Origin of the sequence: Sinorhizobium sp. 22678 (genome assembly GCF_052044265.1) — a bacterium.
In the GTDB taxonomy this organism is placed as follows: domain Bacteria; phylum Pseudomonadota; class Alphaproteobacteria; order Rhizobiales; family Rhizobiaceae; genus Sinorhizobium; species Sinorhizobium meliloti_A.
This window is the reverse complement of the sequence record NZ_JBQEMS010000005.1, coordinates 1-15755: the sequence shown is the minus strand read 5'-3', so window position 1 is coordinate 15755 and position 15755 is coordinate 1. Positions and strand designations below refer to the sequence as shown.

Here is a 15755-nt window from a genome sequence, read left to right as displayed (position 1 = left end):
CTCAGCGCCCTCCCATCCGATCGGTGCCGAAGAAGCGGAGCTGGACGGCGTAAAGTGCAAGCGTGACGACCAGCAGCACAAGGGCTGCGGCACCACCCATGCCCCAATTGACGAGAGACTGGACGAACTGCGCAATGAGTTCGGCGAGCATCATGTTCGCGGTACCGCCGAGCAGCGCCGGCGTGACGAAGTAGCCGAGCGACATGACGAAGACCATGAGCGCGCCCGCCGCCATGCCCGGCATCGCCAGCGGCAAGAGCACGCGGACGAGCGATTGCCAGCGGTTGGCGCCACAAAGTGCGGCCGCCTGCAGGATGGCCGGGTCGATCTTCCGAATGACGCCATAGAGCGGCAGGATGATGAAGGGCAGCATGATGTAGGTCATGCCGATCGTCACACCGGTCAGATTGTTGACGAGCGGCAGCGGCTTGTCGATGAGCCCCATCCCGATCAGCAGCTTGTTGATGACACCGGTGCGCTGCAGCAGCACCATCCAGGCATAGGTGCGTGCCAGCAGATTGGTCCACATGGACAGGAGCAGAATGGCGAAGACGACCGAAGCGACGCGGCTGGGCATGATGGCGAGCGCCCAGGCGACCGGAAAACCGATCAGCAATGAGACAAACGTCACCAGGCCGGATACGATAAAGGTGTTTACAAATATGCGCAAATAGGTCGAAGAGCCCAGCAGTTCGGCGTAGTTGCCGAGGCCCGGCATTGGTTCCGTGACGCTGCGCATCAGCAGGATGGCGACCGGCAGCACGAAGAACAGGATCAGCAGGCCGAGCGCCGGCAAAGTCAGATCAAAGTCGCTCGGCCGACGGGCGCGTACGGGCACAAACGCTCTCCCGCTCTCGGTTTCGGTCTGCGTAACCATCGTCGTCTTTCCTCCCATTAAGAGGGCAATGCGCCGTCACGGGACAGCACGCAGCCCTCTGACCGCCGGAGCACCGGAAGAACGCCACAGCCGTCCTCCCAGTGGTTCCCGGTGGTTATTTCGCCTGCCAGGCGTACCAGCGCTCACCAATCGCGTCGCGGTTTTCTGCCCAGTAGTTCATGTCTGCGTTAACCTGGCTCGCCGTCTGCGCGTCCGGCAGCATTTTGGCCACTTCCGGGTCCATCATTTTTGGGGAATCCAGATTGATGGGCGCGTAGCCGGTTAAACTGGCGAGTTCAGCTTGAGCTTCGGCCGATGTGGCAAGCGCGATGAACTGCATTGCCGCTTCCTTATTCTTCGCACCCTTGGGTACGACGAGTGAATCGGCGGCGGTGATGTTCTGCTCCCAGGAGGTTTCGGCATTGATGCCACTCTGGGCAAGCGCTGTCATGCGACCGTTCCAGAGGCTGCCGAAGGGTGCCTCAGCAGACGCAAGGAGTTGTTGCGACTGCGCGCCGCCGGACCACCAGATGATGTCGCCCTTGATAGTGTCGAGCTTCTTGAAGGCGCGGTCGAGATCAAGCGGATAGAGCTTGTCGGCCGGCACGCCGTCCGCGAGAAGCGCCGCTTCGATGACGCCAGGCGCCGACCACTTGTAGAAGGTGCGCTTGCCGGGGAACTTTTCCGTATCGAAAAGGTCGGCCCACGTCTTTGGGCAGGCATCGACCACGTCCTTGTTGCAGCCAATGACGAAAGAATAATAGAAACTGCCGACCGAGTAGTCGGTGACGAAACGCGGGTCGAGTTTCGATTTGTCGATAACTGAGAAGTCGAGCTTTTCGAGCAGACCTTTCTTGCCGGCCTGCGCGGCGTAGTCGCCCTCGACGTCGACTACGTCCCAGGTGACGGCATTCGCCTCGACCATGGCCTTGAGCTTGCCGTAGTCGGTCGGCCCGTCCTGCAGCACGTTGATGCCGGTTTTCTCCGCGAACTTGTCAGCCCAAGCAGCCTTCTGCGCGTCCTGTGTCGTGCCGCCCCAGCTTGAAAAAACGAGATCGGCGGCGGATGCCGGCGCGGATGTTGCCATGGCGGCGGCGACGATCGTTAAAGCGAATATCCTCTTCATGTTCCCTTGCTCCGTTGTTCCCGGTTTTACTTGATTGGTTATTCTGGTGATGCGCCGCCGGTGGGCGAAAAGCGCGTAGCCTTCATGATCTTGTTCTCCGCGACTTCGATGAGGTCGCGTATCTTCGGAAGGAACGTCCGCCAGTCCGGGTCGTCCATCAGCGCCGCGCGACGCTTCTCCCGGTCGTCGAGGCTCGAATAGGCCCAGATATGGACGATCTCGTTGATCGGCCCGATCTCGGAGAAGAAGTAGGCGACGAGTTCGCCGAGATGCTTCTTCTGGATGGCGATCCCTTCCTCCTCCACCACCTGCAGGTAGGCGGGGATCGCGCCATTCTTCAGCCGATAGGTGCGGATCTCGTAGAACATCGCCGTCACCGCATCACGAAGGGATCCGGGATCGGATCATCCGAGGTCCTCAGCCACACGGTCTTGGTCCGAGTGTAGTCGAGCACCGCCGCCATGCCACCCTCGCGGCCGTGGCCGGAAAGCCCGAAACCGCCGAAAGGCGCGATCGGCGAGACCGCCCGATAGGTGTTGACCCAGACGACCCCGGCGCGGATGCTTTTCATCAGCCGGTGCGCACGCGTGAGATCCCGTGTGAACAGCCCGGCCGCAAGGCCGTAACGGGTGTCGTTGGCGATCGCCAGTGCCTCTTCTTCGGTCTCGAAGGAGGCGACTGAAAGGACCGGCCCGAAGAATTCCTCCTCCAGCGCGGGCGAGCGGCCGCCGTCGCAGTCGAGAATGGTCGGCCGATAGTAGAAACCGTCGCCTTCGGGAGCGCTGGCTCCAGTCACCACTTTGGCGCCGGTGGCGAGCGAGCGGGCGATCAGGGCCTCAATGTGCGCGCGCTGGCGCCGGGTTGCCAACGGCCCGACTTCCGTCGCCATGTCGAGCGGGCTGCCGAGGCGCACCGCCTCGGCCTTCGCCTTGAGAATCTCCAGGAAGCGGTCCTTGAGGGTTCGCTCGACGACGAGGCGGGAGCCGGCGACGCAGCTCTGGCCGGTCGCCGCGAAGATGCCGGCGACCTGCGCGTTTGCCGCACTTTCGAGATCGGCGTCGGCAAAGACGATGAAGGGAGACTTGCCGCCGAGCTCCAGCGAGGTCGAGGCGAGGTTCTCCGCCGAACTGCGCACCACATGACGCGCGGTCTCGGGCCCGCCGGTAAAGGCGATATGGTCGACCTTGGGATGACTGCTGAGGGCCGCCCCACAGGGCGGGCCGAAGCCGGTGATGATATTGACGACGCCGGCCGGAAAGCCGGCCTCATGAACCAGCCGGGCGAATTCGAGCAGCGGCGCCGGCCCGTCTTCCGACGCCTTCACAACCATGGTGCAGCCGGCCGCAAGCGCCGGGCCGATCTTGACCGCCGAAAGGAAAAGCTGGCTGTTCCACGGCACGACCATGGCGACGACGCCGATCGGTTCGCGGCGAAGCCACACATCCATGTCCGGCTTGTCGATCGGCAGATAGGATCCTTCGATCTTGTCGGCGATCCCGGCGTAATAGCGGTAATAGTCGGCGACATAGGCGATCTGTGCCGAGGTTTCGCGGATGATCTTGCCTGTGTCGCGCGTCTCGAGTTCCGCCAGTTTCTGGGCATTCGCGGCCACCAGATCGGCGAGCTTGTACAGCAGCTTGCCTCGCTGCGTCGCGGTCAGCCTCGGCCATGCTCCGCCATAGAGGGCATTGTGCGCCGCTCCAACGGCGCGATCGACATCGGCTTCGCGCGCCTCCGGCATCTCCGCCCAGGCACGGCCCGTCGCCGGGTCGATGCTTTCGAACCGGGCCTCGCCGTCGCCGAATTCACCATCGATGTAACACTGGAAGCGCTGCATCTGCCCTACTCCGCAAACGCCGGCATGACCTCGGCGATGAAGCGTTCAAGCGACGCCTTCTTGCGCTCGAAGCTCATACCCGTGTCGATCCAGAAGGAGTATTCATCATACCCCATCGCCTCGTAGGTCTTCAGCCGGGCGATGACCTCATCGGCCGTGCCGACGACGTTGTTGCGTCGCATCGCCTCGCCCGAGAGCATGGCGTTGGCGGCAATTTCCTCTTCCGGAATCCGTTCGATGAGGCCTTGTTTGATCGGTCGTTCGTTCTTGAACCACGCGAAAAAGTAATTGTAGTAGACGCTCATCTCATGAGCGGCTCGCGCGATATCTGCCTCGTCGGAGCCGACATAGGTGTGACGCAGCAGCATGATCTTAGGCCGCTCGGCCCCACGGCTCTTGGCGCAGGCGTCGTTGAACCGACCTATCAGGCTTCGGACCTCCTCGTCATCCTGCCAGAGCGGCGTCACTTGCACGTTGCAGCCGTTCGCGACAGCGAACTCATGGGAATTCGGATCGCGGGCAGCAACCCAGATCGGTGGATGCGGATCTTGCAGCGGCTTCGGCGCCGAGGTGGTGGCGGGGAACTTCCAGAACTCACCGTCGTGGGCGTAGTCACCGGCCCAAATCCCCTTGACGGCCGGAATGAGTTCGCGCATCCGTTGTCCGGCGCTCCAGGCATCCAGGCCCGGCAACAACCGCTCGTATTCGAAACTGTACGCGCCGCGGGCGATCCCGATATCGAGGCGGCCGTCACAGATGAGATCCGTCATCGCCGCCTCGCCCGCGAGCTTGATCGGGTGCCAGAACGGCGCAATCACTGTGCCGGTGCCGAGGCGGACATTCCTCGTGCGGCGGGCAAGGTCCGCAATCGTTACAAACGGGTTCGGCGCAATGGTGAATTCCATGCCATGGTGCTCACCCGTCCAGATCGCGTGCATGCCACCCTTGTCTGCGATCTCGCAGAGCGCGACGAATTCCTCGTAGAGCGACTTGTGGTCCTGCGAGGCATCGAGACGTTCCATGTGTACGAAAAGCGAGAATTTCATGTGCGTGCGTCCTTGTTCGCGATCGGATGAACCGTGCCGCCGGTCTCGTCGCCGAAGTACATACCGAAATTGCCGATGGAGCTTTCGAGCACGAAACGATTGATGATGTCGGCGGTCGCGGTGCTGCTGAATTTCGCCGCGGCGGCGTCCTCCGGCCTCAGGAACCGGCCTCTTTGCGGGGCACCGTCGCTGGCCAGTGCGTGATAGACGATGTGTTGCCGTCCATCGCTCTTGTCTTCATAGACTGAATAGAGAAAGCCGATGGTGACGTTCAGTCCGGTCAATTGCTCGAGATGCGCCGCCAGGGTCCGGGCGGGGTCATCGCCTTCGACGGTGCAACTCGGGATCGACAGCGTTTCATCGCCCACGAGATATACTGAGCCCTGCTGCTCGAGCACTGCGCCGAGACGAATTTCGCCCCCGACGGCCGCGGAAACGGCCTTGCCCGCCAGCCTAGGCGTGAAATAGCCGCCGCGGGCATAGCCGAGGCCATTTAGCCCGCTGTTCTCGAAGGCCGTTACGCGCCCGACCATTATCACATGATCGCCAGCCTCGATGAGGTCCTGCTTCGAACACTCGAACCAGGCCGCGACCTGGGAAAGGATCGGGCAACCATTCGGCCCTTTCCTCCAGTCGACGGACGCGAACCGATCCTCCACCGGCCGGGCGAAGGTGTTGGAGATGTCTTTTTGTGTTTCGGACAGGACGTTGACGGCGAAACGCTCCGCTCCGGTCATCGTCTCATAATTGCGCGAGGTCTTGGCAATACACACAAGCAGCAGGGGCGGATCCAACGAGACGGACGTAAAGGAATTGGCTGTAAAACCGATTGGCTGGCCCGTCGGATTGTTCGCCGTCACCACCGTCACTCCGGTCGCAAAGGCGCCAAAGGCGTCGCGCAAGGCTCTTGGATCTTCCACACTCATGCCGGCTCCTCCCGGTAATTCAGCCACTCCGCCATCAGCGCATTGACACTCTCCGGCGCGGTCAGATTGACCATATGTCTGTGACCGTCGACGACGCGAGCCCATCCGTTCGGCGTCAGCGACGCCATCTGCTCAGCCATTTCCGGCGTCGAATTCGGGTCTCCCGAACCCGTGAGGAAAAGGGCGGGGCAAGTGACGGAAGGCCAGCAATCGGCATAGGCCTCGTCGCCGTTTGCAAAGGCGGTATAAGCGATCGCGTAGCCTTCCGGATCGACCGCCTCTAACCACACGCGGGTCAATTCCCGTGCTCGCTGGCTCTGCGGATCATCGCCGAACCATCGCAGCAACGGTCCCGCCGTGTCCACGCCGCTTGTTCGGATCGCCGCTGCGCGGGCCAGAACGGCCGCCTTTGCCGCGGGATCGCGGCGGTAAACGCCGTTGAGATAAGCGACACGCGTGATGCGGTTGGCGAAGGTTGCCGCCGCGCCGCCGGAAATCAGCGCACCCATCGAGTGCCCCGCGAGATTCGCACGGTCAATACCGATATCGTCCAGAAAGCGGCCGAACCAGTCGACGAAGTCGCGCACCGTGCTGCCCGCCGCGATTTTCTCGCTCCCGCCATGCCCGGGCATGTCCACCGCGATGACGCGATGGGTCTTGGCGAAGGCTTCGATCTGCGGCGCCCAGGCCTCGAGGCGCATGCCGACGCCGTGAATGAGGATCAACGGCTCGCCCTCACCGGCTTCGAGGTAGGCGGCTCCGCGCACAGTCATCTTGCGCGGCAGCGCAGTGCCGCCCTCCCCGGACGTATTTGATGTGACCGTCTGCATCGAAGTGCCTGCCGTTTACACGCCGGCCGGATTGGCGGCGTCCTGGCCGAGGTCCTTCAGATCCTGATAGCGGTCGCCTATCCGATGGTGCGGGCGTCCGCCAACCGATGCGCCAAGAGCCACGACGATTTCATCGGCGGCCGGCGCATCAGGCATCGCCGTCTGAATCGTCAGGTAGTGAGAACGGCGACCCTCATCGTTCTTGTCCATCAGTGGGATCATGACGGTGGCGTTGGCGGGGCCGCGCGTATTGCAGAAGGCGAGGTACGACTTGGCGCCGACCGCTTGGCGATAGTGATTGCCGAAGCGCAGCGTATGGATGAGTGCCGAGGCATGCTCGATCTCACCGTCAAGCCCCACAACGGCGGCCTTGCCGTAGCCTTCGACCGCTTCGCCTGAGCCCACGGCGTCGATAATCATTCTGGTCAGGAGCTCCCCAAGCACAGGTGCTGCCGCATGGATCTCCGGCTTGAGGTCTTCCACGAAACCCCGCCCCGCCCATGGATTTTTCACCACCGCCAGCGCCGAAAACAGCTTCAACGGCTGCGGGGTGGCCTTGCCTCCTTCGATCAAGGTCGTTTCGATCTGGAGCAGCGTCTTGCGGATCTGAACGGACATTGGAAACTCCTCCCTATCATTATCTATTACGTCTTATGGTATACCATAATATTACGGTGTCAAGCATCCCCTGAGGCCGAGCCAGAAACGTCGGAAGCAACGGATGGCATTGACGAAAATCGCCTTGGGTCGGCGACTTGCGGGAGAGGAGCCAACCTCATGTCGCGGTGCGGGTGCGCGAGGCCTGCCAGACGTACCCAGGGCCGAACGCCACACTGGTCGCGCCGGCCGCTGCCTAGGCGTCCGATGTGTGTGGGGCGCTATTGCAGGAAAAGGAGGTGCGCGGGCTCAATTACAATGCCGTCGCCTTGGCAGAAGCGATCGGTGACCAGCTCCCGGATAACCGGAGTGGGCCAGGTCGACAGCATCGTCTCGGGAAGGCAGGGCCATTCTGCCTTCCACCGTAACTATTCACTCGCCCGTCTGCTGAGCGGCGATGAGCGTTTCCGCGATGGCAGCGGCGCGGGCGACATGGTCAAGGGCGGCTCTGCAGGCCGCTTCGCCGTCGCCCCTTCTGATCGCATCGACGATTTTTTCCATTTGCGCAGGTCCTTCGACGTCGCGATTGTTGGTCTTGATCGTCATGGAGCGCAGATGGTTGATCCGGACGGTCAGAAGATTCACGACGCCCCAGGCGACGTGCCGATCAACCCGGGTGAACAATGTTTGATAGAAAGCGGAAGTCTGGTTGAGAACGCCATGCATGTCCTTGGCCGCATAGCTCTCGCGGATGCCCTTCAACGACGCTTCGAGAGCCTCCGCGATGGCCGGGTCGCGGCGTTCCGCGCACAGGCGCGCAGCCATTCCTTCGAGGGCGCCACGGATTTCATAAATCTGCTTTGCCTCATCCAAGTCGAGGAGCGCGACGATCGGTCCCTTGTTCGGTAAGCTCGCTACGAGCCCCTCGGATTCGAGATGACGTAGCACCTCACGGACGACCGTGCGGCTCACGCCCAGTTGACCGCAGAGATCACGCTCGACGAGGCGTTCGCCAGGTTTGAAATAGCCGTCTACAATTGCATCCCGAACCTTTTCGAGTGCTAGTTCCCTCAATGTCTTGGCCGGACGCTCTACTCGGATGTCGGTCTCCCGCAAATCAGCGTTCATCCTCTTACCTCAATATCGGTTCGTCTGCCGATGCTAGTGATATTACGGTGTACCATAATACTCGTATACCTAAATTCTTCAATGGCGATCAACCGAGCGATATCTCTAGCCACCTGCGCGTAAGATCTGGCGGGGCCACCCGGCTCCGAGATCACTTCAACGACGGGACTGAGCGCGTGAGGACAACACGGGCAGCAAACATTTCGCATTAGTTTGCGCCCCGGTGATAAGGTTCCCGAGCCTGGCTCAGTGCGCAACATCAGGGAAGGCCGAGAAACGCCAAGGCACTAAGCGACCATTAGAGCTCTGATCGCGCCGCTTCTGTTGGCGCGGACGGCCCCGAACGGCATCGAATGTGCCAACGCCTGCCCTGCCCTATTGATTGAGAGGATGAGGGTTCCTGCCACTCGCCACCGACATTAGCGGCGCTCGAACTGACTTGTGGGACGATAACCGGCGACTGTCGCGGACAGCAATTCAGAGATTAAATATCGAGGTTGTGAAATGGGCGACTTGGCGTCACAAGATGAACTACTCACCTGTAAATTTGCGGCCGAGACTTCAATGCTCGTAGCTATCAGAGGTCAGCCAAAGGCGAGACGGCGGGCCCATTTAGGGCCGTGCCGTCGACCGCGAAATGCGAGCCGTGGCAAGGACAGTCCCAGCAACGTTCAAGGGAATTCCAATGCACGTGGCAGCCAATATGCGTGCAGGACTCGGATCGTTTGTATAACGTCCCGTCCTCGGCGCGGAAGGCGGCAACCTTGGTCAAGCCCTCGCGGACGATGGCACCCTGTCCTGGCTGGAGCTTATCGACGGAGTCGACCTCGCCAGGCGCAACATACTCCGCGAAGTTCTTAACCGCCGTTGCGTTCTCCACGAGATAGTCCACAATCGCTCCCGTGGTTTTGCGAGACGGCTCGTAAAGGTCCCGCCACGGACTGCTGCCTTTAGAGATCAGGTCCCGGATCAATAGCGAAGCGACAACTCCATGCGTCATGCCTTCGCCGGAGTCGCCGGTGATCACAAACACACGCTCGTTCCCCGGATTGCGGCCAAGGAAACCAGTGTAGTCGATGGCTTCCATTACTTGGCCGGACCAGCGATGGGTTTCAGCGCCGAGATTGGGCACCAGGCGCTTGATCCAGGCCGTCAAAGCGGCGAACCGCCGTTCAGCATCGTCAGCCGCACCCGTTTTGTGGTCCTCGCCGCCTACCAGGAGAAAGTCGCTCGCGCCCTCACCGGGTTGCAGGCGGACATAGTGATACGGATCTTCCATGTCCCAGTAGAGCCCATCCGGAACGGCTCCGCGGTCGATTTCGAACGACATCGCGTAGGTCCGATATGGCGCTTGTTTGGTGTGGATGGCGACACGGTCATTGATCGGCGAATTAGTTGCGACAACGGCCCATCTTCCGGTGACGCTGAGCCCAGAGCTCGTTGACACGCGGACGCCGTCTTCGGCTTCCTCGACCTTTTCGACAACTGTATCACAGTATAACCTGCCGCCACGTGCGCAAATGCTGGTAGCCAGCCCACGTAGATACTTGAGCGGATGGAACGTCGCCTGACGGCCATAGCGGAGGGCTGGCGCCGCTGAAAACTCAACAAACGGCAAACCAACGATTTTTTCTACCGCGACCCCGATTTGGAGCGCTGCGTCGAGCTCGCGCTCGAGACTGGCATCCTCCGCTCCGGATGACGGAAATAAAAAGCCGTCGACACGTCTGAAGTCGCAGGCTATGCCCTCGCTCTCCTGGATCGCTTCGATACGGTCAATTGCGGCTGATTGGCTTTGCCACCTCGCGCCCCCGCAGCTCGATCAGCTGGGAGAAATAGTCATCGCATATCGATGAAAGGTGAGCGGTTGTCCGCGCGGTCATCCCGCTGCCGATTTCGCCGCGATCGATTACAGCGACTTTCTGCCCACACACGGCGAACTCGTAGGCTACCGACAAACCGGCGATTCCGGCGCCGATGACGATCACGTCGGCCTGATCGTTTTCCATGAGTGGAACCGCGTCAGGCGCAGCCTTGACCGTCGCCCACAGCGAGACGGTTCTTTCGTCGCTTACGTTCATGACGGGCCTTTCGGAAACGAGCATTGGCTAAATTTAAAACGAGCGCAAAAGTTCCGCGGAGACGCTGCCCAGCCGGCTTCCTCTCGGGTTCCGCAATCATCGGCGAGGCGGGATCAAGGTGTCGCTTGGCGTTTAATTGGGGTCTTCCTCACTTTGTCTGGTGGCGATTTTGGTCGAGTGGCAGAGCTGGCCCTGAGCAGCTCCGGGCCAGCTCTGCCATCGCACGCTTGATTGTCTTCAGGCGGTGGATTTGACCCTCCGCCTGGCCGTTGCTCCACGGCAGTTCGATGGCGTTGTAGACGGCGTGAAGCTGGCGGTGCAGGAAAGGTCTCGCAGACCACGTTTTATCATCAGCCCGAAGCGCAGCACCTCTCTTCACCCACCACAGATGCAGCGTATGCTGAATACCGCATTTAAGACTAGTCCTATGACGATGCATCAGATTGAGGTGATCACGTCGGTCGAGCGGCGTCGGCGCTGGTCTCGCGAGGAGAAGGAACGGTTCGACGCCGCGACAGTCATGCCGGAGGCGCGCGTTTCCGAGATCGCGCGAACGGCCGGTATCCATGTGAGCCAGCTTTTTCGCTGGCGCAAGGAACTCTGTCAGGTATCCGCGGCCGTCCGTCCCGCAGCTCATTCCGGGAGAGATCGTCGAGCCGCCTTCGTCGCCAGCGGAGCCGCCGGTCTCCCGACCGCGCAAAAGGGCAAGTATCGTCACGACCGAGCTTGGCCGAGGCCGTCGCCTGCGGGTCGAGAGTGACGTCGACCCCGAAGCGCTCGGTCGGATTTCTGATGTGCTGGAGCGGCGATGATCCCGGTCGCGAGCGGTGTGAAGGTCTGGTTGGCGAGGGGCTATACGGACATCCGGAGAGGCTTTCCCAGCCTGTCCTAATGGTACAGGAGACCTTGAAGCGCGATCCGATAAGCGGCCCTCTTTTCGTCTTCCGGGGATTTGGCAGATGGCCAGGGAGCGAAGGATGCGTCGGCGGTAATTGTCCTCGTAGTGGGAGGCTCCCGGATCGCTGTATTCCATACCGTGCCGCAGGGCGTTGTAGAACAAGACGGCGATTTTGCGAGCCGTGGCAGTGACCGCCTTGGCCTTGCCGACACGAGCCGACAGACGCCGATAGAATGCCCCCAACGCGGTCTGCGTGCGCCCGACCGCAACCGCAGCAAGCCGCAGTGGCGCCGCGGCCCGGCTACCAGATCGTCGGGTCCGTGACGACAACACTTTGCCGCCGGAGATTTTGTTGCTTGGTGAGAGGCATAACCAGGAGGTGAAGTGCTTGGCACTCGGCCAGGCCGAGAGGTTGGTCCCGCACTCTCCGACCAATTTGAGCGTCAGATAAGGCCCGAGCCCGTGAATCTGAGTGACATCGCAGCCGAGCAAGCCGTACAGGGCGGCGCGAACATCGAAGGCTGGGTCATTGGACTGCTTCTGCGTTGTCCGTACGGGCGGCGGTTTGCCTACCGGGGTGGACGAGACCTGCCGCAGCCGTTTCAATACAGCCTCGATGCGCACGTCGCAGAGCGCCACTTTGGCTTGGTAGACGTCGTACAACTCCAGCGCCTGGGTCAGGGCAAAGATGTGCTCTTCGCGATCATTGCCGACGAGCGCGTGACGGATCGTCTCCGCAGACGCATGGCAGCGTGGGTCGCGATAGGACGCCAGAACCATCGGATCGCGCTCACCGGCGACAATCGCACGGATGATGGCCATGCCGGTGACACCGGTGATGTCTGCCACCACGTGGTGGAGCTGCAGATTCATTTGCGTCAGCGCTTTTTGCATGTGCTGGATGTGCGAGGCAGCGTAATCGAGCAAACGTTCACGCTGACGTAGATAGGCGCGCATGACCGCCACTTCGCCCTTCAGCCCGAAGCTGGCCCTGAGCAATCCATATTCATGCAAACGCTGCAGCCATTGGGCGTCGCTGATATCGGTCTTGCGGCCTGGCACGTGCTTGGCATCGCGGGCGTTGACCACTATGACCTCAAAGCCACGCTGATCGAGTATCTCGAAGACCGGAATCCAGTAGACCCCCGTGGACTCCATCGCGACCGTGCGCACGCCACACGTCGTGAACCAGTCCGCCAACCGATGCAGATCGCCGGTGAAGGTGCCAAAACTGCGCACCGGCTCGGAAGCTTGGTCGGGCCCGACTGCGGCCACGTGCATCGTCGCACCGATGTCGATTGCAGCAGCATTCAAGTGAGTAGGGGAAATATCCCGCCTGCTGCGAGACTTCTTTGTTCGAGACATGGCAGGCTCTCCTATCCGGTTGTCGAACGGAGGGGCTGGGCTGTGCTAAAAGATCAAATTCCTAACCGGGATCGCCGACAACGGCGTCACCACTCTCAAGTGCGCAGCAGCCCATGGACCACGTTAGGTAACGGGGTGAAATGCCACCAAAATGCCGACGGCCACTCCCCTCCAGCGCTGACACTAGCACACCGTTTCTATCCCCGCAGGCGGGGCACCCCCCGCGAAAGGTTAGGTAGCAAAAACCACCAGACCTGAAATGGTATCCCGACTAACCCTGGTTTCCGATAAAAACGGAGCCTCGAATGAGTGTAGTGTACGAGTTGAAGCAGAAGCGAGCCGCCTTAATTGACAGGCTGCAGCAGCTTGAAAGGGAGCGGGTAGACATTCAGGAACTGATGAGAGCGCTGGAGCGCGTGATCCTGAGCTATGAGCCAGACTTCCAGGCATCGTCACAGCCGGGGTCAGGTGCGGTGATCGACCTCGTAAGGCAAAGCCGTCGTCGTCCGAGGTAAAAGCGGCCATGAATGGCATAAACAAGCCCCAAGCCGTCTTGGAGGTCCTGCGCGAAGCAGGAGAACCGATCTCGGTACCGACTGCGCTACGAAACTCTTTCTGCCCACGAGAGATCAACTGCCGGGTTTCAAAGGGAATAGGCTTGCCCTGGTGCCTGAGGAAAAATCGACAATCTGGAGAAGGTTTGAAGAGTCCGCAGCGCGCAGAACTTGACAAAGGAATCGCCACTAAGAAATTCAGGATTAAGGTAATCACGATTAAGGTAATTACGTTTACCAAAAGGCAGGCATATGCAGTTTCTCGGGCGCGAACGTGAACTCAAGCTGGTGCGGACCGAATTGGATTCGCAACGACCTTCCCTCATCATCGTATTTGGCCGACGGCGGATCGGCAAATCGCGGTTCCTTCGGGAGGCCGCCAAGAATCACCCGGAATCTACTTTCAAGCGACCCGCGTCTCATCACTTTTGAACCTAGAGCAGTTCAAATCCGATGTCGGAAAGGCAATCGGATCAAAGCCACAGCTCGAAGCCCTGTCAAGCTGGGAGGGGGTACTGCACTATGTTGCCGAGCGTGCCGGCGAGCATCCGGGATTGATCGTCACGATCGACGAATTTCCCTATCTGCTTGATAACGAGCCAGCACTGCGATCGATCGTGCGAAATTCTGGGATTCCGGCGCGCTTGCAGATGGGGCGATGAAACTGATCCTTTGCGGCTCTGCCATTTCTCAAATGGAAGACCTGTTGGCGGAACGGAACCCGCTTTACGGGCGAAAAACCCTGTCGATCGACATGAAGGCCTTGCCACTTGTCGATGTCGCCAAGTTTTTCCCGGAGTACACGGCCGACGACATTATCAGAACCTATGCGATGTTCGGCGGCATTCCCTACTATCTTCAGCTTTGCGACGCTCAGGAACCGCTCCGCAACAACGTCATCAAACTCTTGCTCACAGAGACAGGCACGCTGATCGACGAACCGAACACGCTGCTGCAGACCGAACTCAGAGAGCCGTCCTTTTACTCAAGCGTGGTTGCGGCTGTATCTGACGGTTGCAACACTAAGTCGGAGATCGCAAACCGACTGGGTGTCAAAGCAGACGGTATTGGACCGTACCTGGCAAAACTGCTCGCGCTCGATTTGATCGATAATTCGAAATCGCTGGATGCCGACGAGAAGGGCCGAAACCGCCGCTATCGCGTTACAGACAGCCTGATGTCGTTCTGGCATCGTTTCGTGCGACCAAACCTGAGCGCGATCAGCAGCGGGTTTGGCGAGGAGGTTTACGACCGCGTCGTGGAGCCTCCGTTCTCCGACTATATGGGTATTGCGTTCGAACCGATCGCCCTTCAATTTGCAAGGCTTCATCTGCAGGAGGTCCTTGCGGTTCCGACGCAGGAGGTTGGCCAGATTTGGGGTCACGCCGATTTCGACATCGATGTCGCGGGGCGATTGTTGGATGGTGCATTTTTTTATGGCGAATGCAAATGGCGATCGCGCGTGATCGACATTGGCCACGTCCGATTGTTGCGTGAGCGATCCGAGAAAACGACTTACGGGGAAGGAGCGACGGGCAAGCACTACCTGTTTTTCAGTAGAAGTGGTTTTTCAAGCGATGTCGAGAGTTTGGCGAAAGAAGGAAAGAAGACGAGCGGCTGCATCTGATAACCCCAGAAACACTGGTAAAACCGCGTCGGTAGAGGCGACAACCTCCTAACGCGCCGCCTGACGCATGTGGCACTTGCTCCATAACGCCGCATTCTCCTCTAAGATGTGCCATCCAACAATGGGATCGGGCGATGGCCTTTTCCGTCCTAATTCCGGATAATTGCACTGTTCCCAACGTCAGATGATCCGGGGAAACTTTTGCTGCTTGGATGCTTGTTCGCATCGATCGAGTAAGATCGCGGCGGGAGGACGAGCTCACTCCATTGCGCAGCGAGAGCCGATTGGGCTAGGCGCAGGCAAGCCCAAGGGCGCCGCGGACGGTTGCGCACGGCACGTCTGATCGAGCGTGCCCTTCCCTCTGTGGTCACCGGCTTGCGAACGGCGCGCAGCAGACCTCGCGATCCATTTCACGAGCCAGCCGAATCCTTCCCATTCGGCACCGTCGAGTGGATCGGCGAACGCGTCGCAGCGTTTTTTGCGCTGTTGGCTTACCAGCTCCCTATATAGGATCGTCCATTCAAGTAGCATCTCGTTTCTCCGGGCATCTGGCGTTACCCGGAAAATGGTTCGAGAGGCCATGCAACTGTAGAGGCGCGAACGAAAGCCATCTTTCATGGATGAAAGTCGAACCGGATGAAAGTCGAAAACTGGGAAGATCTTCGTCTCTTTTTGCACGTCGCCGAGCAAGGCGGGCTTGCGGGTGCCGCTGAGAAGACGGGGATCAGCGCGCCGACCATTGGGCGACGGATGCTGGCGCTGGAACGTGCCACGGGACGAGCGCTGTTCGTCAGGGCGCGGACGGGATACGAGCTCGCACCGGACGGGCAGATATTGCTGGACCGCGTGAGGGCGATGCAGGA

Annotated in this window: 14 protein-coding genes and 3 pseudogenes; 5 read left to right on the top strand and 12 right to left on the bottom strand. The window is 60.4% G+C overall.

The window, feature by feature from the left end; genetic code table 11:
• Position 1: 1 nt before the first annotated feature.
• The 11 genes and pseudogenes from ACTJKL_RS09380 to ACTJKL_RS09330 form a co-directional block, all read right to left on the bottom strand.
• Entirely contained in the window at positions 2–877 is an 876-nt protein-coding gene (locus ACTJKL_RS09380; RefSeq protein ID WP_411922592.1) for an ABC transporter permease, read from the bottom strand.
• A 115-nt stretch (positions 878–992) separates the two neighbouring features.
• Positions 993–2003: an ABC transporter substrate-binding protein gene (locus ACTJKL_RS09375; RefSeq protein WP_440852749.1), complete on the bottom strand. Its 1011-nt coding sequence runs from the start codon at positions 2001–2003 to the stop codon at positions 993–995.
• A 38-nt stretch (positions 2004–2041) separates the two neighbouring features.
• On the bottom strand, positions 2042–2371 hold the full coding sequence (locus ACTJKL_RS09370) for an NIPSNAP family protein (RefSeq protein WP_411922594.1): 330 nt from the start codon (positions 2369–2371) through the stop codon (positions 2042–2044).
• 5 nt (positions 2372–2376) lie between these two features.
• Positions 2377–3840, bottom strand: a complete 1464-nt coding sequence (locus tag ACTJKL_RS09365) for an aldehyde dehydrogenase (protein ID WP_440852748.1) — start codon at positions 3838–3840, stop codon at positions 2377–2379.
• Between the two features lie 5 nt (positions 3841–3845).
• Positions 3846–4886, bottom strand: coding sequence for an LLM class flavin-dependent oxidoreductase (locus ACTJKL_RS09360; protein WP_411922596.1), 1041 nt, complete (start codon positions 4884–4886; stop codon positions 3846–3848).
• The gene (locus ACTJKL_RS09355; RefSeq protein ID WP_411926784.1) at positions 4883–5812 is read right to left on the bottom strand and encodes a flavin reductase family protein; all 930 of its coding nucleotides are present in this window, start codon (positions 5810–5812) and stop codon (positions 4883–4885) included. The genes ACTJKL_RS09360 and ACTJKL_RS09355 overlap by 4 nt, the downstream gene beginning before the upstream one ends.
• Complete coding sequence (locus ACTJKL_RS09350; protein ID WP_440852747.1) at positions 5809–6642, bottom strand: alpha/beta fold hydrolase; 834 nt, start codon at positions 6640–6642, stop codon at positions 5809–5811. Before ACTJKL_RS09350 ends, ACTJKL_RS09355 begins: the two co-directional genes overlap by 4 nt.
• A 15-nt stretch (positions 6643–6657) precedes the next feature.
• Positions 6658–7260, bottom strand: coding sequence for an amino acid synthesis family protein (locus ACTJKL_RS09345; RefSeq protein WP_437416818.1), 603 nt, complete (start codon positions 7258–7260; stop codon positions 6658–6660).
• 411 nt (positions 7261–7671) lie between these two features.
• Positions 7672–8367 carry a GntR family transcriptional regulator gene (locus ACTJKL_RS09340; protein WP_411922600.1) on the bottom strand — a complete coding sequence of 232 codons (696 nt, stop codon included), beginning with the start codon at positions 8365–8367 and terminating at the stop codon, positions 7672–7674.
• 577 nt (positions 8368–8944) lie between these two features.
• Positions 8945–10448 (bottom strand): annotated as a pseudogene (locus ACTJKL_RS09335) (FAD-dependent oxidoreductase).
• Positions 10449–10561: 113 nt separating this feature from the next.
• Positions 10562–10770, bottom strand: a pseudogene (locus tag ACTJKL_RS09330) (hypothetical protein); the annotation flags it as partial.
• A 66-nt stretch (positions 10771–10836) separates the two neighbouring features.
• On the opposite strand from ACTJKL_RS09330, the gene ACTJKL_RS09325 reads away from it, so the two are divergent.
• On the top strand, positions 10837–11208 hold the full coding sequence (locus ACTJKL_RS09325) for a transposase (RefSeq protein WP_440852860.1): 372 nt from the start codon (positions 10837–10839) through the stop codon (positions 11206–11208).
• Positions 11209–11412: 204 nt separating this feature from the next.
• On the opposite strand, the pseudogene ACTJKL_RS09320 reads toward ACTJKL_RS09325, so the two are convergent.
• Positions 11413–12711: pseudogene (locus ACTJKL_RS09320) on the bottom strand (IS110 family RNA-guided transposase); the annotation flags it as partial.
• A gap of 305 nt (positions 12712–13016) precedes the next feature.
• Between ACTJKL_RS09320 and ACTJKL_RS09315 the strand changes: the two are divergent.
• The 4 genes from ACTJKL_RS09315 to ACTJKL_RS09300 form a co-directional block, all read left to right on the top strand.
• Positions 13017–13226 carry a hypothetical protein gene (locus ACTJKL_RS09315; protein ID WP_102764700.1) on the top strand — a complete coding sequence of 70 codons (210 nt, stop codon included), beginning with the start codon at positions 13017–13019 and terminating at the stop codon, positions 13224–13226.
• Between the two features lie 291 nt (positions 13227–13517).
• Complete coding sequence (locus ACTJKL_RS09310; protein ID WP_411924378.1) at positions 13518–13697, top strand: ATP-binding protein; 180 nt, start codon at positions 13518–13520, stop codon at positions 13695–13697.
• Between the two features lie 226 nt (positions 13698–13923).
• The gene (locus tag ACTJKL_RS09305) at positions 13924–14892 is read left to right on the top strand and encodes an ATP-binding protein (protein WP_411924377.1); all 969 of its coding nucleotides are present in this window, start codon (positions 13924–13926) and stop codon (positions 14890–14892) included.
• A 636-nt stretch (positions 14893–15528) separates the two neighbouring features.
• A partial coding sequence (locus tag ACTJKL_RS09300; RefSeq protein ID WP_440852746.1) for a LysR family transcriptional regulator occupies positions 15529–15755 on the top strand: 227 nt, incomplete at its 3' end.

What these genes read in the sequence shown, in the direction of transcription:
- ACTJKL_RS09310 (WP_411924378.1), top strand. Translation starts at nt 13,518, where the DNA reads ATGCAGTTTCTCGGGCGCGAACGTGAACTCAAGCTGGTGCGGACCGAA.
- ACTJKL_RS09380 (WP_411922592.1), bottom strand. Translation starts at nt 877, where the DNA reads ATGGTTACGCAGACCGAAACCGAGAGCGGGAGAGCGTTTGTGCCCGTA.
- ACTJKL_RS09325 (WP_440852860.1), top strand. Translation starts at nt 10,837, where the DNA reads ATGCAGCGTATGCTGAATACCGCATTTAAGACTAGTCCTATGACGATG.
- ACTJKL_RS09305 (WP_411924377.1), top strand. Translation starts at nt 13,924, where the DNA reads ATGAAACTGATCCTTTGCGGCTCTGCCATTTCTCAAATGGAAGACCTG.
- ACTJKL_RS09375 (WP_440852749.1), bottom strand. Translation starts at nt 2,003, where the DNA reads ATGAAGAGGATATTCGCTTTAACGATCGTCGCCGCCGCCATGGCAACA.
- ACTJKL_RS09360 (WP_411922596.1), bottom strand. Translation starts at nt 4,886, where the DNA reads ATGAAATTCTCGCTTTTCGTACACATGGAACGTCTCGATGCCTCGCAG.
- ACTJKL_RS09370 (WP_411922594.1), bottom strand. Translation starts at nt 2,371, where the DNA reads ATGTTCTACGAGATCCGCACCTATCGGCTGAAGAATGGCGCGATCCCC.
- ACTJKL_RS09355 (WP_411926784.1), bottom strand. Translation starts at nt 5,812, where the DNA reads ATGAGTGTGGAAGATCCAAGAGCCTTGCGCGACGCCTTTGGCGCCTTT.
- ACTJKL_RS09365 (WP_440852748.1), bottom strand. Translation starts at nt 3,840, where the DNA reads ATGCAGCGCTTCCAGTGTTACATCGATGGTGAATTCGGCGACGGCGAG.
- ACTJKL_RS09350 (WP_440852747.1), bottom strand. Translation starts at nt 6,642, where the DNA reads ATGCAGACGGTCACATCAAATACGTCCGGGGAGGGCGGCACTGCGCTG.
- ACTJKL_RS09345 (WP_437416818.1), bottom strand. Translation starts at nt 7,260, where the DNA reads ATGTCCGTTCAGATCCGCAAGACGCTGCTCCAGATCGAAACGACCTTG.
- ACTJKL_RS09340 (WP_411922600.1), bottom strand. Translation starts at nt 8,367, where the DNA reads ATGAACGCTGATTTGCGGGAGACCGACATCCGAGTAGAGCGTCCGGCC.
- ACTJKL_RS09315 (WP_102764700.1), top strand. Translation starts at nt 13,017, where the DNA reads ATGAGTGTAGTGTACGAGTTGAAGCAGAAGCGAGCCGCCTTAATTGAC.